Annotated in this window: 17 protein-coding genes; 4 read left to right on the forward strand and 13 right to left on the reverse strand. The window is 63.7% G+C overall.

Annotated elements, in window-relative coordinates; translation table 11 throughout:
- Nucleotides 1–18 precede the first annotated feature (18 nt).
- The 11 genes from AACH55_RS15805 to mfd all read right to left on the reverse strand — a co-directional run bounded on the left by AACH55_RS15805 (nt 19) and on the right by mfd (nt 13,995).
- On the reverse strand, nt 19–474 hold the full coding sequence (locus tag AACH55_RS15805) for a MaoC family dehydratase (protein WP_338715615.1): 456 nt from the start codon (nt 472–474) through the stop codon (nt 19–21).
- Between the two features lie 109 nt (nt 475–583).
- Nucleotides 584–1,615: a diguanylate cyclase gene (locus AACH55_RS15810; RefSeq protein WP_338715617.1), complete on the reverse strand. Its 1,032-nt coding sequence runs from the start codon at nt 1,613–1,615 to the stop codon at nt 584–586.
- A gap of 22 nt (nt 1,616–1,637) precedes the next feature.
- Nucleotides 1,638–2,660, reverse strand: a complete 1,023-nt coding sequence (locus AACH55_RS15815; RefSeq protein ID WP_338715619.1) for a chemotaxis response regulator protein-glutamate methylesterase — start codon at nt 2,658–2,660, stop codon at nt 1,638–1,640.
- Nucleotides 2,657–4,975 carry a hybrid sensor histidine kinase/response regulator gene (locus tag AACH55_RS15820; RefSeq protein ID WP_338715622.1) on the reverse strand — a complete coding sequence of 773 codons (2,319 nt, stop codon included), beginning with the start codon at nt 4,973–4,975 and terminating at the stop codon, nt 2,657–2,659. The genes AACH55_RS15815 and AACH55_RS15820 overlap by 4 nt, the downstream gene beginning before the upstream one ends.
- Nucleotides 4,972–5,643, reverse strand: a complete 672-nt coding sequence (locus tag AACH55_RS15825) for a chemotaxis protein CheW (RefSeq protein WP_338715624.1) — start codon at nt 5,641–5,643, stop codon at nt 4,972–4,974. The genes AACH55_RS15820 and AACH55_RS15825 overlap by 4 nt, the downstream gene beginning before the upstream one ends.
- Complete coding sequence (locus AACH55_RS15830) at nt 5,636–6,916, reverse strand: CheR family methyltransferase (protein WP_338715626.1); 1,281 nt, start codon at nt 6,914–6,916, stop codon at nt 5,636–5,638. The genes AACH55_RS15825 and AACH55_RS15830 overlap by 8 nt, the downstream gene beginning before the upstream one ends.
- Nucleotides 6,913–7,380 (reverse strand): chemotaxis protein CheW, encoded by a 468-nt coding sequence (locus AACH55_RS15835; RefSeq protein ID WP_338715627.1) that lies wholly within the window; start codon nt 7,378–7,380, stop codon nt 6,913–6,915. The genes AACH55_RS15830 and AACH55_RS15835 overlap by 4 nt, the downstream gene beginning before the upstream one ends.
- A gap of 23 nt (nt 7,381–7,403) precedes the next feature.
- A complete protein-coding gene (locus tag AACH55_RS15840) occupies nt 7,404–9,029 on the reverse strand; it encodes a methyl-accepting chemotaxis protein (RefSeq protein WP_338715628.1) in 1,626 nt (541 codons plus the stop codon).
- Between the two features lie 204 nt (nt 9,030–9,233).
- Entirely contained in the window at nt 9,234–9,596 is a 363-nt protein-coding gene (locus AACH55_RS15845; RefSeq protein WP_338715630.1) for a hypothetical protein, read from the reverse strand.
- 37 nt (nt 9,597–9,633) lie between these two features.
- On the reverse strand, nt 9,634–10,518 hold the full coding sequence (gene serB / locus AACH55_RS15850) for a phosphoserine phosphatase SerB (RefSeq protein ID WP_338715631.1): 885 nt from the start codon (nt 10,516–10,518) through the stop codon (nt 9,634–9,636).
- Nucleotides 10,519–10,557: 39 nt separating this feature from the next.
- Nucleotides 10,558–13,995, reverse strand: a complete 3,438-nt coding sequence (gene mfd, locus AACH55_RS15855) for a transcription-repair coupling factor (RefSeq protein WP_338715633.1) — start codon at nt 13,993–13,995, stop codon at nt 10,558–10,560.
- Between the two features lie 206 nt (nt 13,996–14,201).
- On the opposite strand from mfd, the gene ispD reads away from it, so the two are divergent.
- The 3 genes from ispD to AACH55_RS15870 all read left to right on the forward strand — a co-directional run bounded on the left by ispD (nt 14,202) and on the right by AACH55_RS15870 (nt 15,965).
- Nucleotides 14,202–14,942 (forward strand): 2-C-methyl-D-erythritol 4-phosphate cytidylyltransferase, encoded by a 741-nt coding sequence (ispD, locus tag AACH55_RS15860; RefSeq protein WP_338715634.1) that lies wholly within the window; start codon nt 14,202–14,204, stop codon nt 14,940–14,942.
- The gene (gene ispF, locus AACH55_RS15865; protein ID WP_338715636.1) at nt 14,939–15,442 is read left to right on the forward strand and encodes a 2-C-methyl-D-erythritol 2,4-cyclodiphosphate synthase; all 504 of its coding nucleotides are present in this window, start codon (nt 14,939–14,941) and stop codon (nt 15,440–15,442) included. Before ispD ends, ispF begins: the two co-directional genes overlap by 4 nt.
- A 316-nt stretch (nt 15,443–15,758) precedes the next feature.
- On the forward strand, nt 15,759–15,965 hold the full coding sequence (locus AACH55_RS15870; protein WP_006464465.1) for a cold-shock protein: 207 nt from the start codon (nt 15,759–15,761) through the stop codon (nt 15,963–15,965).
- Between the two features lie 144 nt (nt 15,966–16,109).
- Here the strand turns inward: AACH55_RS15870 and aceB are convergent, their stop codons facing one another.
- Nucleotides 16,110–17,696 carry a malate synthase A gene (gene aceB / locus AACH55_RS15875; protein WP_338715638.1) on the reverse strand — a complete coding sequence of 529 codons (1,587 nt, stop codon included), beginning with the start codon at nt 17,694–17,696 and terminating at the stop codon, nt 16,110–16,112.
- 253 nt (nt 17,697–17,949) lie between these two features.
- On the opposite strand from aceB, the gene AACH55_RS15880 reads away from it, so the two are divergent.
- Nucleotides 17,950–18,858 carry a LysR family transcriptional regulator gene (locus AACH55_RS15880; protein WP_338715639.1) on the forward strand — a complete coding sequence of 303 codons (909 nt, stop codon included), beginning with the start codon at nt 17,950–17,952 and terminating at the stop codon, nt 18,856–18,858.
- Nucleotides 18,859–18,886: 28 nt separating this feature from the next.
- Here the strand turns inward: AACH55_RS15880 and AACH55_RS15885 are convergent, their stop codons facing one another.
- Nucleotides 18,887–20,497, reverse strand: a complete 1,611-nt coding sequence (locus AACH55_RS15885; RefSeq protein WP_338715640.1) for a methyl-accepting chemotaxis protein — start codon at nt 20,495–20,497, stop codon at nt 18,887–18,889.
- Nucleotides 20,498–21,008 lie beyond the last annotated feature (511 nt).

Genomic DNA, 21,008 nt, shown 5'->3' on the forward strand with positions numbered 1-21,008 from the left:
CGCGATAGACGGATGCACTCAATAGCGACGCACCAGAAATTCGGCCACGCACACGGGCTTGTCCGATCCTTCGCACTCCACCGTGATGAGCCAGGCCAGCTGGACACCGCCGGGGATGTCCTCGGTGGACTCCAGACGAATCACGCCGCGCACCCGACGTCCCACCGGCAGGGGTGCCGGGAAACGCACGCGATTCAAACCGTAGTTGAGCAGCATGCGCACATCCGGGCCCAGACTGATGGATTCGGAGAGCATGCGCGGCAGCAACGCCAGCGTCAGGAAGCCATGCGCCACCGTGCCGCCATAGGGCAGCTCGCGCGCCGCACGCTGGGCATCGACGTGGATCCACTGATGGTCGCCGGTAGCATCGGCAAAGCGATCCACCTGTTCTTGCGTGATGGTGATCCATTCGCTGCAGGCCACTTCCTGGCCCGCCAGTGATTTCAGTTCTTCCAGACTGGCGATGGTGCGCATGTTGGCTTCTTTCCCTTGGGGTTATCGTGAGCGCTGCGCGCTGCAGATGCAGATGCAGATGCAGGCAGCATTGGGTTCAATCTTGCGTTCAGTTCCATTCGATCTTGTGTCAGCCATCCTGCCCGACCACCCGGTTGCGGCCCCGCTGCTTGGCCAGGTAGAGACGCCAGTCGGCCATCTCGACCAATTCGCTGATGTCCTGCTCCATTGACGGCACCATGCTGGCGGCGCCGACGCTCACGGTGAGCCAGGGGCCGATCCGCGAACCCGCATGCGGCACCTGGTTCGCCTCGATCAGCCGGCACAGTTTCTCGCCCAGGGCGTGAGCGCCCTCGATGGATGTGCGCGGCAGGATCATCGCAAATTCCTCGCCACCGAAGCGCGCCGCCAGATCGGCCGGACGCTGGATGCTGTGGTCCAGCGTCTGCGCCACCCGGCGCAACACGGCATCGCCGGCGACATGGCCGTAGCTGTCGTTGTAGAGCTTGAAGAAATCCACATCGATCAGCAGCAGCGACAGGTGCAAGCCGTCACGCCGCGCACGGCGCCATTCTGCGCCGAGGTAGTCGTCGAAGTAGCGACGGTTGGCGATGCCGGTCAAGCCATCGGTATTGGTCAGGCGCTGCAGTTCGAAATTGGTCTTCTGCAACTGCTGCTGGCTCTCGCGCAGGGCGCGATATGCCTCGTCCCGCTGCAGCAGATTGATGTAGGAGCGCGAGTGGTAGCGCAGCCGCGCCACCAGTTCGATCACATCCGGCAACTTGACCATGTAATCATTGGCGCCACCGGCAAAGGCGTCGCGCTTGACCTCGGGATCATCGCGCGAGGACAGCACGATGATGGGCACATTGGCCAGCACCGGACTGGCGCGATACTGGCGCACCAGGCTCATGCCGTCCACCCCAGGCATCACCAGGTCCTGCAGGATCACGGTGGGACGGGTCTTTTCGGCCACGGCCAGGGCTTCGTCGGCACGGGTGCAGAAATGGAAGTCGATATGCTCTTCCTTGAGCAGCGCACGGCGGATCGCCTCGCCCACCATAGCCTGGTCGTCCACCAGCAGCACCATGATCTTGTAGTCGTCGGCTGGCAATCCGGGGCCGCCGCCCGTCGTGTCAGTCGCTGGCACCAAACTCATCATGCGTTCCTTCTGTTCAATGGCATCATGCCTGCGCCAACAGGGCTTGCAGCCGCGCTGCCATGGCACCGACCGGCAGCACGTCGACGGCGGCATTGAGCGCCACGGCCGCCTTGGGCATGCCGTAGACGGCGCAGCTCTTCTGGTCCTGCGCCAGCGTGTGGTAGCCATTCTCGCGCAGCGCCTTCAGGCCGGCTGCGCCATCGCGGCCCATGCCGGTGAGCAGTACGCCGGTAGCACGGCCGTCCCAGTGCCTCACGATGCTGTGGAAAAAAGCGTCTACCGAGGGCCGGTAGACATCCGTAGGCGCGCCTTCGACATAGCCCAGGCGGCAGCCCTCCTTGAAAACCAGGTGATGATTGCTGCCCGCCAGCAAGACTTCGCCGCGTCCGGGCAGGTCGCCTTCCACGGCCAGCCGCACGCGCAGTACCGACTGTTGCTGCAGCCATTGCGCCATGCCGGGGGCGAAGGCCGCATCGATGTGCTGCACGATCACGATGCTGCCGGGAAACTCGCGCGGCAGCTGTCTGAGCAAGGTCGACAGCGCCGAAGGCCCGCCCGCTGACGCACCGATGGCCACCAGCGGCGTCAGGTCGCCATGTGTTACCGGCGGCAGTGCGCGCAAAGGCGCCCTGATGGGAGCCGCCACTTCCTCCGGGCTCAGACGTCCGAGGTTGTCGATCTTCTCGATCAGGGCCGCCGCGTCGCGCCTGCCGGCCGCACCGATCAGGGCCGGGGTCTGGGTGGCGTCGAGCGCACCGTGGCCCATGGCTTCGTAGATCATGCCGGCGCTGGTATCCATGTCCGAGGTCACCACCAGGATCGGGCAAGGCGTGGCCTGCATGATGCGGCGGGTGGCTTCCACGCCATCCATCCGGGGCATGAGCAGATCCATCAGAACCACATCGGGCAACTGCCAGGCACACATCTGCACCGCCTGCTCGCCATCCCGGGCGATCCAGATCAGTTCGTGGCGGGCGCTTTCGGCAATCACCCGGCGCAGTACTTCCACCATCATCGGGGTGTCGTTGACGATGCCGATCTTCACGTTGTGGCCTCTCCAATCAAATCCGTGACGGCCTGCAGCAGGCTTTCGTCATGGAAACTGCTCTTGGTGAAATAATGATCGGCGCCGGCCGCCAGGCCGCGCTGCCGGTCTTCTTCACGGTCCTTGTAGGACACGATCATCACCGGCAGCGACTGCAGTTGCACGGCACTGCGAATCAGGGTGACCAGTTCGATGCCGTCCATGCGCGGCATGTCGATATCGGTGATGACCAGATCAAAATGCTCGGCACGCACGGCGTTCCAGCCATCCATGCCATCCACCGCCACCGTGACCTGGTAGCCCCGGTTGGTCAGCAGTTTGCGTTCCAGTTCGCGCACGGTGAGGGAGTCGTCCACCACCAGCACCTTCTTGCGTACGGCCACCGCTGCCGTGTCGGTGCCGTCCTGATCGACCGTCTGCAGGCGCCCGGAAGCGGTCAGCTTTTCCACCGTGCGCAGCAGGTCGGCCACATCCAGGATCAGCAACGGCGCGCCATCTTCCATCAGCGCCCCGGCCAGGATGTCGGGGATCTTGCCCAGGCGCGCATCCAGCGGCTGCACCACCAGCATGCGCTCGCCCAGGAAAGCATCGACGGCCACGCCATAGCTGTGCTCGTCCTGGCCGATGACCACCACGCAGACGTTGCCATCCCGCGCGCGCCACTGACCACGCTGCAGCGCCTGGTGCGCACTGACCAGACCGACCTGGCGACCTTCGTGGCTGAAGTGCGGGTAACCCTCCAGGGTCTGCAAGGTCTCGGCCGGCAAGCGCAGGGTCCGATTCACATAGGCCAGCGGAAACGCATAAGGTTCACCGGCAATCTCCACCAGCAGGCTGCGGATCACCGAGAGCGTCAACGGCAGCTGCAGCAGAAAGCGGCTGCCCTGACCGGCGCGCGTGGTGATACGGATGGTGCCGCGCACCTGCTTGAGCATGTCCGCCACCACGTCCAGGCCGACGCCGCGTCCGGAAATCTCGGTGACGGTCTCGCGCAGGCTGAAGCTGGGCAACAGCAGGAAGTCCAGCAGTTCGGCCTCGGACAGGCGCGCGGCGATCTCCTCGTTGGCCAGTCCGCGCGCGACCACCGTGCGGCGCAGTGCCTCCAGATCGATACCGGCACCATCGTCGGACACCTCGATCAACAACATGCCGGCGCTGTGGCGCGCCTCCAGCCGCACCACGCCCTGCTCGCGCTTGCCGGCGGCGCGGCGGGTGGGACAGTCCTCGATACCGTGGTCCACCGCATTGCGCAGCAGGTGACCTAGCGGCGCTTCCAGTTTCTCCAGGATGTCGCGGTCGATCTGGGTGGCATTGCCGCTGATCTCCAGCCGTACCGACTTGCCCAGCGCATGGCCGACATCGCGCACCATGCGGGCAAACCCGGCTGTGCCGTCGGCGAAGGGCCGCATGCGGCAGGCCAATGCCTCGTCGTACAGTTGTTGCGAAAGATTGACCGAGCGCCGGTCAAAGGCATCCACCGCAATCAGTTGCTCGCCCAGCAGTTGCTGATTGGTCTGCATCAGGGTCCGCAATTCCGCCAGGGTGGTCTGGGCGAATTCATCGAGCTGGCTGCCCGACAATTTCTGTTGCAGCAGGTCCAGCGCCTGCACCGCCTCGCGCTGCACCCGCTTCATGCGCAACATGCTGGCCGAGAAATGCTTCAGGCGGCGCGACTCCACCAGCGATTCGCCAGTCAGGCTCAGCAGCCGGTCCAGGCTCTCCGGGCTGACCCGCACGGCGCGTGCGGCAGCGGCCTGGGAAGCTGGCTGCACGGGCGTCCCCTCCGCGCCTGACAGCCCCGGCTGCAGGGGCGCCGCGGGAACCGGTGCCGGTGTCTGCGTTGCTGCCTCGGCCGCCAACGCCGCCTGCATCGCCACGGACGGTGCCGACCAGGGCGCCACTTCGTCCCCGCTCATCACGGCCGGCAAGGCCTGCAGGAAGGCCTGCACTTCGGCGCTGCCGGCCTGATCGGCCCAGGCCTCGTCGCCATCGGGCGGCGCGGCGATGCGTCCCAGCAGGTCGGCGCCGCGCAGCAGCACATCGATGTGTCTTTTCTCCAGCTGCAGCTTGCCCTGCTGGGCCAGCACGAAGCAGTCCTCCAGCACGTGGGCCACCTTGACTGCCGTTTCCAGGCCGACGATGCGGGCCGCGCCCTTGAGCGAATGGCCGGCGCGCATGCAGGCTTCCAGATGCTCGGCGGCCGTGGGCTGCTGCTCCAGCGCCAGCAGGCTGGTGTTGAGCTGGGCGATCTGGCTTTCCGCCTCGAAGCGGAACAGGTCCAGCATGGACATCTGGCTGAGATCGGGCGTACTCATGTCATGCTCCGGTTGAGTACGTAGAACAGCAATTCATGGTCCAGCAGGCCGATCGGCTGGCCCCGCCATTCCACCATGCCGCGCGTGTACTGGATGGCCGACTGGGCCAGCGTGGTCGGCACCGGCATGAGGCTGTCGTGGGCGTAGCGATGCACGCCCGCCACCTCTTCCACCGGGAACACCAGGACCTGCCCTTCCAGCGAGGCCACCAGCAGATGCGGCGCCGGCGCCCCGGTGGGTAACTGGAACAGCTGTGCCAATGAGACACAAATACGCAATGCGCCACGGACATTGACCACCCCGGCAATGGCGCTATTGCGCTGGTGCGGCAGGCTGTGCAGCAGGCGCCTCTCGGTCACCTCCTGCACCACCGACGTGGCGATGGCCAGCCATTCACCGGCCACGCGCACCACCAGGGCCGAGGCCAAGGCGCTGCGGTCCTGTTCCTGCTCATGTGCGGCCACGCCGGCGTGCTGCCACTGCTGCGCAACCTCGGCCGAGGCCTGCGCCCGATCAAGCTGTTGCAAGGCGGCGCGGGCAAACGTGGGGCAATTCAGGCAGCGGATGTGATGCGCCAGCTCGGGGCAACTGGCATCGCCCTTGATACCGATGCGGTTCCAGCAGTCATGCAGGTCGGCACGGGAGGGTGTCATGGTCGGCTCAGTCACGATGGTTCTCCTCAGCCGGGCTCACGCGCCCGGCGCGCTGGCGCATGCGCTCGGCGCCGGCGGCATCGCCTGTGGCTTGCAGCAGGGCCGCCAGATGCAGCAAGGCCGCCTGGTGTTGAGGTTCCAGATACAACACCTTGCGATAGCAGCGCTGGGCCAGTTCAGCGTCACCGTCGGCATCGTGGATCAGACCTTGCAGATAGAAGGCCTCGGCACTCGCCCCCTGCTCGCCGATGGCTTGTTCGCACAAGGCTGCGGCCTGGGCGAGCTGTCCCTGATCGGCCAGCAGGCGGGCCTGCTCCAGCAAGGAGGGAGAAGCCGCGCCGGACACGGCCGCTTCGCCCGGTGTAAAGGGGAGCCGGCTTGACGCCGCTGACGCCGCCGGCTGCACCGAACCTGCCTGGCGCGCGGCGCCGGGCAGCGTAACAGGCGGCAGCGCTGCGACCCCGACAAGCTCGCGCCGGGCCGGCCGCTCAAGCGCCACCCGTTTGCGAAAACCGAAGGCCAGTGCAATACCCGCCGATTGCAGTCGCGGGCTGAGCAGGATACCCCCTTCGGCCGGCCCGACGAAGATCAGGGCATCGGGCTTCATGAGGCTCTCCAGCAGCGCAACCACCTGGCGCTGCACTTCGCGCTCGAAATAGATCAGCACGTTGCGGCAGAAGATGAAATCGTAAGGTGCGGCGTAGCGCAAGAAATCCGGCGCCAGCAGATTGCCGGGCGCAAAGCGGACCTGCTGGCGAATCGCCTGATGCAGTTGCCACCCCTGCGCCAGCGGGGTGAAATGGCGATCACGAAAATCGAGGTCATGACCACGGAAAGAATTGCGTCCGTAGAGGCCGGCCGCGGCGATCTCCAGCGAGCGGGTGCGGATGTCGTAGGCATCGATGACGAACTGTCCCGGCAGGACGCCCGCGTCCAGCAGCGCCATGGCCAGCGAATACGGTTCTTCACCGCTCGAGCATGGCAGGCTGAGGATGCGCACTGGCACTTCCGGCTGCAACGCCAGGCGCTCATATGCCAGACGGGCCGCAGCCAGGATGGCTTCGCGGTCGCGGAAGAACCAGGTCTCGGGCACCACCGCCAGTTCGATCAGGGCTTGCAGTTCGGCGGCCGAGCCATGCAGACGCGCCAGATAGCGGCCATCGTCATCGATCTCCAGTGCCGCCATGCGCTCGCGCACGACGCGCTCGATCAGACTGCTGCCGACGGTGGCCATGTCCATGCCCATGGCGCACTTGAGCTTGTCGGCGATCAGCGGCAAGGTCTTCATGCGGCCACCTCGGGATAGAGCAAGGCGCGGGTGGCCGCATCGAGCAGGTCGCCGACCTGCACACGCTGCAACAATCCACCCTGGTAGGGCATGACCGGTCCCAGGTAAGGCGCCCCCTCGTTGCGGATGGCGGCCGGCACGAACCGGGCCGGGTCGACGCGCAAGGTCTCGGTGGCGCACTCCAGGATCAGGCCCAGCAGCACTGGCGCGGCCGCGCCGTTGTGGTAATGCACCAGCACCAACCGCGTACTCACGCGCGCCGGCGCGGGCCGGCCCAGTGCCAGCATGGACAGGTCGATCACCGGTACATGGCCGCCGCCGTGCGGCAGCAGGCCGGCCACCCAGGCGGGCGCGCCAGGCAGGGCCTTGCAGGGCGAAAGCGGCAGCACCATCGCCACCTCGGCGGTGGGCAGGGCATAGCGTTCTTCACCCAGGGAAAAAAGCAGGTACAGGGGTTGCATCATGGTCGGCGCCGCCAGGACCGCACTCAGTCCGTCACGCGAAAGCGCGACACGCCATTGCGCAATTCATTGGAGACCACGTTCAGTTCGTCGATGGCCTGACTCGATTGCTGCAGGGATTCCACGGTCTGCTGGGCCGCTTCGGAGAGCTGCACCAGCGCCTGGTTGATCTGCTCGGCGCTGCTGGCCTGGGCCTGCATGCCTTCGTTGACGATCTGGAAGCGCGGCGCCAGCGCCTGCACCTGGGCGATGATCTGCGAGAGCTGGCTGCCGGCCGTCTGCACATCCTGCATGCCGCGCCGCACCTGGTCGGAGAACTTGTCCATGCCCATCACGCCGGCGGCGACCGCCGACTGGATTTCCTTGACCATCACTTCGATGTCATAGGTGGCCACGGCGGTCTGGTCGGCCAGGCGGCGGATCTCAGTGGCCACCACCGAGAAACCGCGTCCGTGTTCACCCGCCTTTTCGGCCTCGATGGCCGCATTGAGCGAGAGCAGGTTGGTCTGATCCGCCACCTTGGTGATGGTGGTGACGACCTGGTTGATGTTGCCGGCCTTCTCGTTGAGGATGGCCAGCTTGGCACTGACCGAACCGGCCGCCTCCATCACGTTCTGCATGGTGTCGCCCATGCGGTTCAGGCCGGCCTGGCCGCTGCCGGCCAGGGCCGAGGTCTGTTCGGAGACGACCGAGACTTCATTCATGGTGCGCACCAGATCGCGCGAGGTGGCGTGAATCTCGCGCGAGGTGGCGCCGATCTCGGTGGTGGTGGCCGCGGTTTCGGCGGCAGTGGCCTGCTGCTGGCGCGCGGTGGCGGCGATCTCGGTGACCGAGGTGGCCACCCGCGCCGAGGACTTCTGCGCCTGCGAGACCAGGCTGGTCAGCTCATCGGTCATGCGATCAAAGCCATTGCCGAGCACACCGAACTCATCATTGCGGTCCCACGCAACGCGACGCGAAAAATCGCCCGAGCGCATGATGTCGAGCAGACCCACCAGCTTCTGCAACGGCTCGTTGATGGCCCGCATGAGCAAGAAACCACACACCAGCGCCACCAGCAAGGCCGCCATGAGCGAAGTCGTCATGGCGAACTGGGCGGAGGTGACGGCATCGCTGATGCGGCTGGCGGCGTCGTCGGCAATGCCCTTGTTGGTATCGACCATGCGCTGCGTGAACTGGTAGCCGGCGCGCCACTGCGGACGGATCTGCTCATTGACGATCTTGTCGATGGCGGCGCGCTGGCTGAAATCCATCTTGAGCACTTCGCTGACGATGGCGCGATACTTCTGGCGCGTCTGCTTGAATTGCTCGAAGAGCTTGCGGTCGGCGTCGCTGAAGATGGTCTTGTCGTACTCCTCCTGCAGCCGGTCGAGCCGCTCGGCATTGCGGCGCAGCAGGATCACGTCGGCCTGGCGCTCGACTTCATTGCTGTCGATCTGGATGATCTGCTGTGTCATCAGCAGGTTTTCGTACCAGGCGGCGTTGATCTGGGTGCTGTAGTAGAGGCCGGGCGTGGAATCCTCGCGCAGGGCCGTGGCGCTCTTCTCGATGCGGCTCAGGTTAACCGCAGAAATGCCGGCCATCAGCGCCATGAGCAGCAGAATGAGCCCGAAGCTGCCAAGGATGCGGTGCTTGATCGTCCAGTTCTTCATACGCAGGTTTCCCCCCTTTTGGAATACGCGCTCCCGCTCTGCCCCGTTCCGGTAGCGCATGAACGAAAGTTCGCATTTAGTAATACTCCGAGATTATCATTGAAATCTTTCAATATAACCATTATCCCTTGCGCGATCTCTTTTCGCCGGGGCATGAAAAACGGCGCCCGCAGGCGCCGTTCCGGATGAGCTTCGACGGTTGGATCACACCGGCATGGGCTTGTTGTCCTGCAGATCGAGGAAGCCCTTGATGAGACGATAGGCCTTCCAGATCCAGGCCAGCGAGAACACCAGAATGGCCAGCGGAATGCCGATCACCGTGGCCCACAGCACGCCACCGGCAAAGAGCCAGAACAGATACCACCAGAAGGAACGGATCTGCCAGCGATGATGGGTATAGAGGAAGGTATCGCGCACGTCGCCGCGCTTGAGGTAATTGACGATCAGCGGCAGCCACGACAGCATGCCCAGGGAAAACACCAGACAGGCGGCATGCGCAAGGTAGAGCCACCACACCAGATCACGGCCGGTTTGCGTCTGTGGATCCAATACCAGTTCCTGGTTCATCGCGTCTCCTGAAGTGAGGGAAAACCGGCCCTGAGCATCAGGCCAGCAGATTCAAGATGCCGTCCAGTCCGACGAAATTCAAGCCCACGCTGGCCTGCGCACGCACCACCGGCTTGGCACGGAAGGCCACCGACAAGCCGGAGATACCCATCATGCGCAGGTCATTGGCACCATCGCCCATGACGATGGCCTGGCTCGGCTCCGCGCCAATCTCGCGGCAGATGCGCTCCACCGTCGCGCGTTTCTCGTCGGCATTGACGATGCCGCCGACCACCTTGCCGGTGAGCTTGCCATCGGCCACTTCCAGCGTATTGGCGTGCGTGTAGTCCAGACCTAGACGCGCCTTCATACGGTCGGTGAAAAAGGTGAAACCACCCGAGACCAGCAGCGTCTTCAGTCCTGCAGCCTGTACGGCCTTCAACATGTTCTCCGCCCCCGGCGACAATTGCAGGCGCTCATCGTAAACACGCTGCAGCGCGCCCGCATCCAGCCCCTTGAGCAATGCCACGCGGCGGGTCAGACTTTCGTTGAACTCGATCTCGCCGCGCATGGCGGCTTCGGTGATCTCGGCCACCTGCGGCTTCAAGCCTTGCATGTCGGCGATCTCGTCGATGCATTCGATGGTGATGAGGGTGGAATCCATGTCCATCGCCACCAGGCGGAAATCGGACAGCTTGCGGCCCTCTGGAATGAAGGCATAGTCCAGGCGCGCCTGCAGGCAAGCCGCATCGATGCTGGCCTTGAGTGCATCGCTCTGGCTCACGCCAGCCACACGCCATGCATCGACATCGGGTACGCGGTCGCCTGCAATGCGTTCAGCGCGGCCACCGGCCAGGGCGGCGATGGACTCGATGGCGGAAGAAGAAACGGCGTGGTGTTTGGGGGCTTGCAGGATCAGGTTCATGTTGTTCTGTTGATTCATGGATGCAGTTGGATTCGGTAATACGCGGCCGGAAACGCTTCAGCCGGTGAGTGCCTTCATGGTCGCCTTGACCTGCTGCACGCGGGCATTCAGATCGGGCATGCTGGCCGTGATGCGCAGCTTGTCGGGACCGTTGAGCTTGATCTGGCGGTTCTTCTGCACCAGCTCGATGATGCGCATGGCGTCAACCGGCGGATTGGGCACGAACTGCAGCAGCGCCGCTTCCGAATGCGCATCGATCTTGATGATGCCCAAAGGCTTGGCGGCAATGCGCAGGCGGTGCGTTTCGATCAAGGCCTTGGCGGCATCGGGCAGCTTGCCGAAGCGGTCGATCAGTTCTTCCTGCAAGGCATCGATGGCATCGGCCTTCTCGCAGTTGGCCAAGCGCTTGTAGAGCGACAGGCGTTCATGCACGTCGCCGCAGAAGTCGTTGGGCAGCAGCGCAGGCGCATGCAGGTTGATTTCGGTGGTGGTCGAGAGCGGCGCGGCGAGGTCGGGTTCGCGGCCATCCTTGAGGGCACGCACGGCTTCGTTCAACATGTCCGAATACGTCTGGAAACCGATCTCGTGGATCTCGCCCGACTGATGATCGCCCAGCACCTCGCCGGCACCGCGGATTTCCAGGTCGTGCATGGCGAGATAGAAACCGCTGCCCAGTTCCTCCATCTGCTGGATCGCTTCCAGCCGGCGCTGCGCCTGCTTGGACAAGCCCTGCACATCCTGCACCAGCAGATAGGCATAGGCCTGGTGGTGCGAACGGCCGACGCGGCCACGCAACTGGTGCAGCTGCGCCAGGCCGAACTTGTCGGCGCGATGCATGATGATGGTGTTGGCCGTGGGGACGTCGATGCCGGTCTCGATGATGGTGGTACAGAGCAGAATATTGAAGCGCTGCGCCACGAAGTCGCGCATCACCTTTTCCAGATCACGCTCGTGCATCTGGCCGTGCGCCACGCCGATGCGGGCTTCCGGCAGGAGCTGCTCCAGCGCGGCCTTGCGGTTGGCGATGGTTTCCACTTCGTTGTGCAGGAAGTAGACCTGGCCGCCGCGTTTCAACTCGCGCAGGCAGGCTTCGCGGATGGTCGATTCCTGCTCGGCGCGTACGAAGGTCTTGATGGCCAGGCGCTTCTGCGGCGCGGTGGCGATCACCGAGAAATCGCGCAACCCTTCCAGCGCCATGCCCAGCGTACGCGGGATAGGCGTGGCGGTCAGCGTGAGCACATCCACCTCGGCGCGCAGCGACTTCAGGGCTTCCTTCTGGCGTACACCGAAACGGTGTTCCTCATCGATGATGACCAGGCCCAGGCGCGAGAATTTCACTTCGTCCGACAGCAGCTTGTGAGTGCCGATGACGATATCGATGGTGCCATCACCCAGGCCCTTGATGGCCTGCGTGACTTCCTTGCCGGTACGGAAGCGCGACAGTTCGGCAATCTTGACCGGCCAGTTGGCGAAGCGATCCGCGAAGGTGGCGGCATGCTGTTCGGCCAGCAGCGTGGTCGGTGCCAGGATCGCGACCTGCTTGCCGCCCATCACCGCCACGAAGGCGGCGCGCAAGGCGACTTCGGTCTTGCCGAAGCCGACGTCGCCGCAGATCAGGCGGTCCATGGGCTTGCCGCCGGTCATGTCCTTGATGACGGCATTGATGGCGGCGGCCTGGTCGGCGGTTTCCTCGAAGCCGAAGCTGTCGGCGAAAGCTTCATAGTCATGCGCCGAATACTGGAAGGCGTGACCCTGACGCAGCGCGCGGCGGGCATACAGGTTCAGCAGTTCGGCGGCGGTATCGCGCACCTGCTGGGCGGCCTTGCGCTTGGCCTTCTCCCACTGGCCGGAGCCCAGCGCGTGCAGCGGCGCATCTTCGGGCGAAGCGCCGGAGTAACGCGAAATCACGTGCAGTTGCGAGACCGGCACGTAGAGCTTGGTCTCCTTGGCGTATTCCAGATGCAGGAACTCGGTCTCGCCCTCCCCCAGGTCCATGCTGACCAGGCCCATGTAGCGGCCGATGCCGTGGCTGCTGTGGACCACCGGATCGCCGATCTTCAACTCCGACAGGTCGCGCACCATGTATTCGACGTCGGTGGCGGCCTGCTGCTTGCGGCTGCCGACACGGCGACCGCTGCCGGCGTAGAGTTCGGTCTCGGTGATCAGCGCCAGACCAGCGGCGCTGACGAAGCCTGCATGCAAGGGGGCAACGCCCAGCATCAGCGGCTCATTGCTGGAGAGGAAATCGTTCCAGTCATCGCACAGCGCCGGATGCAGGTCGTATTCCGCAAAATATTGCTGCAGGGTTTCACGCCGGCCATTGCTCTCGGCACAGATCAGCACGCGCTCGGCACCCTTCAACAGGAAGCCGCGCAAATTGACCAGCGGGTCTTCCGCGCGGCGGTTGACGGCGATGTTGGGCAGCGGGGCCGAGACGGCCGAAGGCGCATCATCGGTCTTGAGCACCCAACGGGCGTGGGGTTTCAGCAGGGTGAAGAAATCTTCATCGTCCAGGTAGATGGCGCGCGGCTCCAGCACCGGGCGCTCGCGGTCGGCGTGAAGGAAATTCCAGCGCGAGCGGGTATCGCTCCAGAAGCGCTTGATGGCCTGTTCGATGTCGCCGACGGTGGCGAACATGGCGTTGGCCGGCAGGTACTGGAACAGCGTCGCCGTCTCTTCGAAGAACAGTGGCAGGTAGTATTCGATACCCGCCGAAGCGATGCCGTTGCCGATGTCCTTGTAGATGGCCGAGCGCGACGGATCGCCCTCGAACACTTCGCGCCAACGATTGCGGAAGGCCAGGCGCGAAGCCTCGTCCATGGGAAATTCGCGGCCCGGCAGCAGGCGCACTTCAGGCACCGGATAGAGCGAGCGCTGGGTATCGGCATCGAAGGTGCGGATGGTCTCGATGGTGTCGCCGAACAGGTCCAGCCGGTACGGCAGCACCGAGCCCATCGGGAAGATGTCGATCAGGCCGCCGCGTACCGAATATTCGCCCGGTGACATCACCTGGCCCACGTGGGTGTAACCGGCCAGGGTGAGCTGGGACTTCAGCTTGCCCTCGTCGAGTTTTTCACCCTGCTTGAAAAAGAAGGTATAAGCCGCCAGGAACTGCGGCGGCGCCATGCGCAGCAAGGCCGTGGTGGCCGGCACGATCAGCAGGTCGCACTGGCCGGACTGCACTTCATAGAGCGTGGCCAGCCGTTCGGACACCAGATCCTGGTGCGGCGAGAAGGCGTCATAGGGCAGTGTTTCCCAGTCCGGCAGCAGGTGGCAGCGCAGGCGCTCGCCCTCCTTGGGCTGGAACCAGGGGATCTCGGCCAGCAGGCGCTGGGCATCGGTGGCCCCGGCCACCACCACGGCCAGCATGCGGCCTTCGGCCTTCAGGGCCAGCGCGGCCTGGGCCAGCAGATAGGCATCGGCGGAACCGTGCACGGCGGGAGGCTGGAAACGCACACCTGCCTTGGGCAGGCTTTTTTTCGGGTCAAAAGACATCAGGATCGGGAGGATCGGCTTGGTTGAGACTTGATTCGACTTGATTCGACTTGATTCGGCCGCAGGCCCGGCGGCGGCGGCCGTGCTGGCAGCGCCGCAAAATGCCGGTCGCTTGCAAGGGATTGGCATTAGAATTCAGCCTCTCATTATAAACGAAGGCCCCATCGCAAGCCGCCGCCAGGCGGGCGCCGGGCCAGGTCCATGGCATGAACCCTTCGCAGTCCGCTTCTTCCCCGCCCCGCCACTTCGCGCTCATCCCCGCCGCAGGCGTTGGCGCGCGCATGGGCGGCCAGATCCCCAAGCAATATATGCCGCTGGCAGGCCGCCCCATGCTGCTGCATGCGCTGCAGACCTTTGCCGCCCATGCGCGCATCGCCCATACCTTCGTGGTGGTCAGTGCCGAGGATGGCTGGATCGATGCCCTGATGACGGCGGACCTGCTGCAGCGCGTAAGCATCCTGCGGGTCGGCGGGCCAACGCGCCAGGACAGCGTTTTCAATGGGCTCAACGCCATCCGCGACAGGGTGGACGATGCCGACTGGGTACTGGTCCATGATGCCGCACGCCCGGGACTGGACGCGCCACTGCTGGACCGTCTGCTCGATGCCCTGGCCGGCGATGCGGTCGGCGGCCTGCTGGCCTTGCCGGTGGTGGACACGCTCAAGCGCGGCGAAGGCAGCGCACCCTCCCGCTCGCAGGAAACCGTGCCGCGCGCCGGCCTGTGGGCGGCGCAGACGCCGCAGATGTTCCCCTACGCCCTGCTGCAGCGCGCCCTGCGCCAGGCGCAGGCGCAAGGCCGGCTGGGCGAGATCACCGACGACGCCAGCGCCATCGAAATGCTGGGCTTGCGCCCGCGCCTGGTGGAGGGCAGCCCCCGCAATCTGAAGGTCACGCTGGCGCAGGACGCCGCGCTGGCCGAATTCTTCCTGAAAGGTCCGCACGCATGAACGCTTCTTCCCCCTTCCCTTTCCGCATCGGCCAGGGTTATGACTGCCACGCCCTGGTGGAAGGCCGCCCCCTGATCCTGGGCGGCGTCACCATTCCCCACAAGAAAGGCCTGCTGGGCCATTCAGATGCCGATGCGCTGCTGCACGCCATCACCGACGCGCTCTTCGGCGCGGCCGCGCTGGGCGACATCGGCCGCCACTTTCCCGATACCGACCCGCAGTTCAAGGGTGCCGATTCGCGCGTGCTGCTGCGCGAAGCCGCCAGACGCCTGACCGAAGCCGGCTACGCCATCGGCAACGTGGACGCCACCATCATCGCCCAGGCGCCCAAGATGGCACCGCATATTCCTGCGATGGTGGCCCATGTGGCCGCCGACCTGGGCATTTCCAGGGAGCAAGTCAATATCAAGGCGAAAACCAACGAAAAAATGGGATTTTTGGGACGTGAAGAAGGAATTGCGACCGAAGCGGTTGTGTTGATCCACCGCCAAAACGGCTGAAAAGGCCTGTCAGAAACCGTCCGACAAGCTTGCGTAGGACACTCGCCGACACGCTGCAACCCGCACCAGACAAGGGATTGCGGGCGACGTCATGCACCAGTTTCCGGCATGCATGGAAATCTAAAGCACCGAAAAAAACCATTAAAACTTTTAATTGAACTTTCGCGCCGAAAATGGCTTGCATTCTCGATTTAATGAGTATAATCGTCGCGTCGTTAGGATTCGAGCTGGTAGTGCGGTTCTTCGCTGTCATTCCTCCCGAGTAACGATAAAGAGCCGGGCGCAAGCCCCAATCAATTAAATTTAGGAGTCCGTAATGGCAACTGGTACCGTCAAGTGGTTCAACGATGCAAAGGGTTTTGGTTTCATCACCCCCGATGAAGGCGGCGAAGATCTGTTCGCTCACTTCTCGGCTATTCAATCGAATGGTTTCAAGTCCCTGAAGGAAAACCAACGCGTTTCCTTCGAAGTGACCACCGGCCCGAAGGGCAAGCAAGCTTCGAACATCGTTCCGGCTGCTTAAGCTTTTCAAGCTGATAAAAAATCCCCGACACGTCGGGGATTTTTTTCGTCTGCAGCTTTGCCAATGTGAAGAAACAGACCTCGAAAAAATCCCCGCCCTCTTGCGAGCGGCGGGGATCTTCATTTGGACTGAAGCGAATCTGAATCAGATTTCTTCGTACAGCGGCAGCGTCAGGAACTCGGCGAAGGTCTCCGAAGTGGACATTTCTTCAAAGATCCTGGCGGCACGGTCATAGGTCGGGCCATCGCCTGCCACTTGCTTCACCTTGGCCAGCTCTTCCGGGATCATCGCACGCACCATGTCGGCAGTGACCTTGCGGCCGTCTTCCAGCTTGCCCTTGGCGCTGCGGATCCACTGCCACACCTGGGCACGGCTGATTTCGGCGGTGGCCGCATCTTCCATCAGGTTGTGGATGGGCACGCAGCCGTTGCCGGCCAGCCAGGCACCCAGGTAATGGATGCCGACGTTGATGTTGTAGCGCAGGCCGGCTTCGGTGATCGGGGTTTCCGGCTGGAAGTTCAACAGGTCAGCCGCCTTCACTTCGACGTCCGGACGCTGCTTTTCGAACTGGTTGGGCTTGTCGCCCAGCACGGCCACGAATTCCTTCATGGAGGCCTCGACCAGACCCGGGTGAGCCACCCAGCCGCCGTCGTAACCGTCGGTCGCATCGCGGCGCTTGTCGTTGATGATGCCTTGCATGGCGATGGCGTTCTTTTCCGGATCGTTCTTGATCGGGATCAGCGCGCTCATGCCGCCGATGGCCGGGGCGCCGCGCTTGTGGCAGGTCTTCAGCAGCAGCAGTGCATAGGCGCGCATGAAGGGCGAGGTCATGGTGACCTTGGCGCGATCGGCCAGGCAGAAGTCCTTGTCGTTCTTGAACTTCTTGATGCAGGAGAAGATGTAATCCCAACGGCCGGCGTTCAGGCCCGCGCTGTGCTCGCGCAGTTCGTACAGGATTTCTTCCATCTCGAAGGCGGCGGTGATGGTCTCGATCAGCACGGTGGCCTTGATGGTGCCCTGCGGCAGGCCGATCTCGTTCTGGGCCATCACGAAGATATCGTTCCACAGACGGGCTTCCAGGTGCGATTCCATCTTGGGCAGATAGAAGTACGGACCGGCGCCGCGTGCCAGCTGTTCCTTGGCGTTGTGGAACAGGAACAGGGCGAAGTCGAAGATGCCGCCGGAGATACGCTTGCCGTCGAGGGTGACGTGCTTTTCATCCAGGTGCCAGCCGCGCGGACGCACCACCAGGGTGGCGATCTTGTCGTTGAGCTTGTAGCTCTTGCCATTGGACTCCAGCGAAATGGTGCGGCGGATCGCGTCATACAGGTTGATCTGGCCGCTGATCTGGTTGTCCCACACCGGCGAGTTGGAATCCTCGAAGTCGGTCATGTAGCTGTCGGCGCCCGAGTTGAAGGCGTTGATGACCATCTTGCGCTCGACCGGGCCGGTGATTTCCACACGGCGGCACTTCAGGGCTTCTGGGATGGGAGCGATCTTCCAGTCGCCGCTGCGGATGGATTCGGTTTCCTTCAGGAAGTCGGGGCGCTCGCCGGCGTCCAGGCGCTTGACGCGCTCGGCACGGGCGGCCAGCAGTTCCTGGCGGCGGCCTTCGAAGGCGCGCGAGAGCTTGGCGACCAGCGACAGGGCTTCAAAGGTCAGGATGTTCTCGTAACCCGGCTTGATCTCGCCGGAGATTTCCATGCCGGTGGGCAGCTTCAGTTGCGTCATGCTGGACTCCTCAAAAAGAAAAATGGACTGGGTGATATTGTTTTCATGATTGTGCCTGAGAGCGTGCAGCTTTTTGCATCGCATCAGACACTTTATGTACGCAGTATATTTAAACCAAATCGATATGAGTGAAAGCTTTTATCAATTTATCTTTGCGTTTTAGTCACAAGTGAGCGGATAATGCCGACATCGCGCCCAGCCAAGGCCGGCGCGGCTTTGCTGCCCGTTTCAGGGCGTTTTCAGGGGGTAGCGCATGGACCAGTTCAAACAGATTTCCACCTTTGCCGAGGTGGCCGCCCGCGGCAGTCTCTCGGCCGCTGCACGCGCCGAGGGCATCGCCCCGGCCATGATCGGCCGCCGGCTGGATGCGCTGGAGGAACGTTTGGGCGTCAAACTGCTGCAGCGGACCACGCGCAAGATCGTGCTCACCAACGAGGGCGCGGCCTTTCTGGAAGACTGCCAGCGCATCCTGGCCGACCTGGAGGATGCCGAATCGGCCGTCTCCGAACGCAGCGCACGCGCCAGCGGGCAGTTGCTGATTTCGGCCCCGGCCGGTTTCGGGCGCCAGCACGTGGCGCCGCTGGTCCCCTCCTTCCTGGCCGAGCACCGCGACGTCACGCTCACGCTGAACCTGAACGACCGCATCGCCGACGTCATCGGCGAAGGCATCGACGTGGCCATCCGCATCGCCACGCTGACCGATTCCAACCTGGTCAGCGTGAAACTGGCCGAGAACCATCGCGTCATCGTCGCCGCGCCGTCCTACCTGCGACGTCATGGCACCCCGCAAACCCCGGATGAACTGGTGCGTCACAACTGCCTGGCCATGAGCAGCGAGGGCAGCCAGCGCGGCTGGACCTTGAAGCACTCAGGCAAAGTGAGCGTCTACAAGGTCGGGGGCAACATGGTCTGCAACGATGGCGAAGTGCTGCACAACTGGGCCCTGGCCGGGCGTGGCCTGGCCTGGCGTTCGATGTGGGAAGTCGGTGCGGCCATCGAGGCCGGCGAGCTGGTGACGGTGCTGGACAAGTTTGCCGCGCCGGCGCCGTCCATCTATGCGGTATTTGCGCAGCGGCGCCATTTGCCGCTGCGCATTCGCGCCTTCGTGGATTTTCTGCGGCATGCCTATGCGCAGCCGGAGTACTGGAAACAGCGGGTCTGAGCCCGCTCCGGTGAGGCGGATGTTCAGCTCAGCGCGGCAGCGTCGGGCTGGCCGGCGTCACATCGATCTCCGGGCGCACCAGCACCTCGGCTTCACTGAGCCGGAACACGCCGACCGTCTGCGCCAGCCGCCCTGCCTGGTTCTGCATTGACGCCGCTGCCGCTGCAGCCTGTTCCACCAGGGCCGCATTCTGCTGCGTCATCTGGTCCATCTGCGTGATGGCCAGGTTGATCTGTTCGATGCCGGTGGTCTGCTCGGCGCTGGCGGCACTGATTTCGGTCACGATATCGGTCACATGGCGCACACTGCTGACCACTTCCTGCATGGTGGTGCCGGCCTGCTCGACCAGGCGGCTGCCGTCGCCGACCTTCTCCACCGAGTCATTGATCAATTCCTTGATTTCCTTGGCCGCCGAGGCCGAGCGCTGGGCCAGCGAGCGCACTTCCGAGGCCACCACCGCAAAGCCGCGTCCCTGCTCGCCGGCACGTGCCGCTTCCACCGCCGCATTGAGCGCCAGGATATTGGTCTGGAAGGCGATGCCGTCGATCACGCTGATGATGTCCACGATCTTGCGCGAGGACGCATTGATGGCACCCATGGTATCGACCACCTGGCTGACCACCCCGCCGCCCTGTTCGGCCACGCTGGAGGCTGACTGCGCCAGCTGGGCCGCCTGGCGCGCATTGTCGGCGTTCTGACGCACGGTGGAGATCAGCTCCTCCATGGCCGAGGCGGTTTCTTCGAGCGAACTGGCCTGCTGCTCGGTGCGGCCGGACAGGTCCAAGTTGCCGGCGGCGATCTCGGCCGAGGCCGTACTGATGGTATCGGTGCCAGTGCGCACGTTGGAGACGATGCCGCGCAGGCTGTCGTTCATGTCCTTGAGCGATTGCAGCAGCTGGCCGGTCTCGTCGGTGGAAGTGACTTGCACCTGGGTCGCCAGGTCTCCCTCGGCGACCTTGCGCGACACTATCACGGCCTTCTGCAAGGGCTTGGTGATGCCCAGCGTGAGATAGCGCGCCAGCACGATGCCCAGCAGCAGGATCAGGCCTTCCAGCACCAGGATCAGGACGCGGCTCTGGACAGCGATGTTGTCGATCTCACTGGCGGTGTCATCGATGGCCTTGCGCTGGATGTCAACCATCTGACGCATCAACTGCTGGTATGTCGCCGATCCCGGTACAAACACCTTCTCCAGCACGCGCATGGCTTCGTCCAGGTTGCCGGCGGCCTTGAGCTTGACGATCTCGTCGCGCGAAGACAGGTAGACCTTGCGCTGCTCGCTGATCTTCTGGAACAGCGACTTCTCTTCCGGAGTGACCAGCAAGGCTTCGACCTGCTTTTGGTACTCACCCGAGATCTTGCTCGATGCCGCTGCCTCCTCGGCGAAATAGGCGGCCAGCGTAAGATCGCTGCTCTTGGCGATGGCCAGCGTGCGGCGGATACCGGCGGTGACGTTGGTATACCAGTCGGCCATGATACGTTCCGTCTTGAGCGGATCATTCATCATCTCGCGCGTGGCCGTGGCGACCTGCTCCAGCCGCCACAGGCTGATACCCGCCACGACCACCGAAAAGGCCAGGATGACGGCAAAGCCCAGCGTAAGGCGCTTGCCAATGTTCATGTTGCCAAGGATATTCATGTGAGGTCCGCCCCTACCGAAGCTTCCAGCGCAGAAGCCCGAATTGTTATCTTGATTATTGTTGTCACCGCGACAGTCCCCGACCGCCGCTGCTCTGCACTATGGCACGCCGGGTCGGTCAGGACAAGTCAGCTAAACGCTGAACAGATGTGCATTGGCGGCTCTCTTCCCCTGCAAGGGGAAAGCCTGGCGCGCCTGCCCCGAAGCACGGGAAACCGCTCGCCTCATCCCTGTTGGTCGGGCAACGCGACATCGCCTCGCCCCAGCGTGGATGGCCTTGAGGGGCGGGGAAATGAGCCATATGAACGAAGCTTCGCCAGGGTGACCAATTCGGCCTTCAACAGGCTCAAGCCGTAATGCCGGGGTGAAGATTCAGGACAAAATCTGACGGCCCCTGTCGGCCAGCAAGTTGATCCATGTGAGGGGAGCCTGCGGATAGCGCCAGGGCAATACCTGACCATCTGTGCTGTCTTTACAGCCTGCATATTGCTTAACTCCCTTCTTGCCCCTA

The organism is Herbaspirillum sp. DW155 (genome assembly GCF_037076565.1).
GTDB lineage: Bacteria > Pseudomonadota > Gammaproteobacteria > Burkholderiales > Burkholderiaceae_D > Herbaspirillum.

What these genes read in the sequence shown, in the direction of transcription:
- AACH55_RS15830 (WP_338715626.1), bottom strand. Translation starts at nt 6,916, where the DNA reads ATGAAGACCTTGCCGCTGATCGCCGACAAGCTCAAGTGCGCCATGGGC.
- aceB (WP_338715638.1), bottom strand. Translation starts at nt 17,696, where the DNA reads ATGACGCAACTGAAGCTGCCCACCGGCATGGAAATCTCCGGCGAGATC.
- AACH55_RS15810 (WP_338715617.1), bottom strand. Translation starts at nt 1,615, where the DNA reads ATGATGAGTTTGGTGCCAGCGACTGACACGACGGGCGGCGGCCCCGGA.
- AACH55_RS15805 (WP_338715615.1), bottom strand. Translation starts at nt 474, where the DNA reads ATGCGCACCATCGCCAGTCTGGAAGAACTGAAATCACTGGCGGGCCAG.
- ispF (WP_338715636.1), top strand. Translation starts at nt 14,939, where the DNA reads ATGAACGCTTCTTCCCCCTTCCCTTTCCGCATCGGCCAGGGTTATGAC.
- ispD (WP_338715634.1), top strand. Translation starts at nt 14,202, where the DNA reads ATGAACCCTTCGCAGTCCGCTTCTTCCCCGCCCCGCCACTTCGCGCTC.
- serB (WP_338715631.1), bottom strand. Translation starts at nt 10,518, where the DNA reads ATGAATCAACAGAACAACATGAACCTGATCCTGCAAGCCCCCAAACAC.
- AACH55_RS15840 (WP_338715628.1), bottom strand. Translation starts at nt 9,029, where the DNA reads ATGAAGAACTGGACGATCAAGCACCGCATCCTTGGCAGCTTCGGGCTC.
- AACH55_RS15870 (WP_006464465.1), top strand. Translation starts at nt 15,759, where the DNA reads ATGGCAACTGGTACCGTCAAGTGGTTCAACGATGCAAAGGGTTTTGGT.
- AACH55_RS15885 (WP_338715640.1), bottom strand. Translation starts at nt 20,497, where the DNA reads ATGAATATCCTTGGCAACATGAACATTGGCAAGCGCCTTACGCTGGGC.
- AACH55_RS15880 (WP_338715639.1), top strand. Translation starts at nt 17,950, where the DNA reads ATGGACCAGTTCAAACAGATTTCCACCTTTGCCGAGGTGGCCGCCCGC.
- AACH55_RS15845 (WP_338715630.1), bottom strand. Translation starts at nt 9,596, where the DNA reads ATGAACCAGGAACTGGTATTGGATCCACAGACGCAAACCGGCCGTGAT.
- mfd (WP_338715633.1), bottom strand. Translation starts at nt 13,995, where the DNA reads ATGTCTTTTGACCCGAAAAAAAGCCTGCCCAAGGCAGGTGTGCGTTTC.
- AACH55_RS15820 (WP_338715622.1), bottom strand. Translation starts at nt 4,975, where the DNA reads ATGAGTACGCCCGATCTCAGCCAGATGTCCATGCTGGACCTGTTCCGC.
- AACH55_RS15835 (WP_338715627.1), bottom strand. Translation starts at nt 7,380, where the DNA reads ATGATGCAACCCCTGTACCTGCTTTTTTCCCTGGGTGAAGAACGCTAT.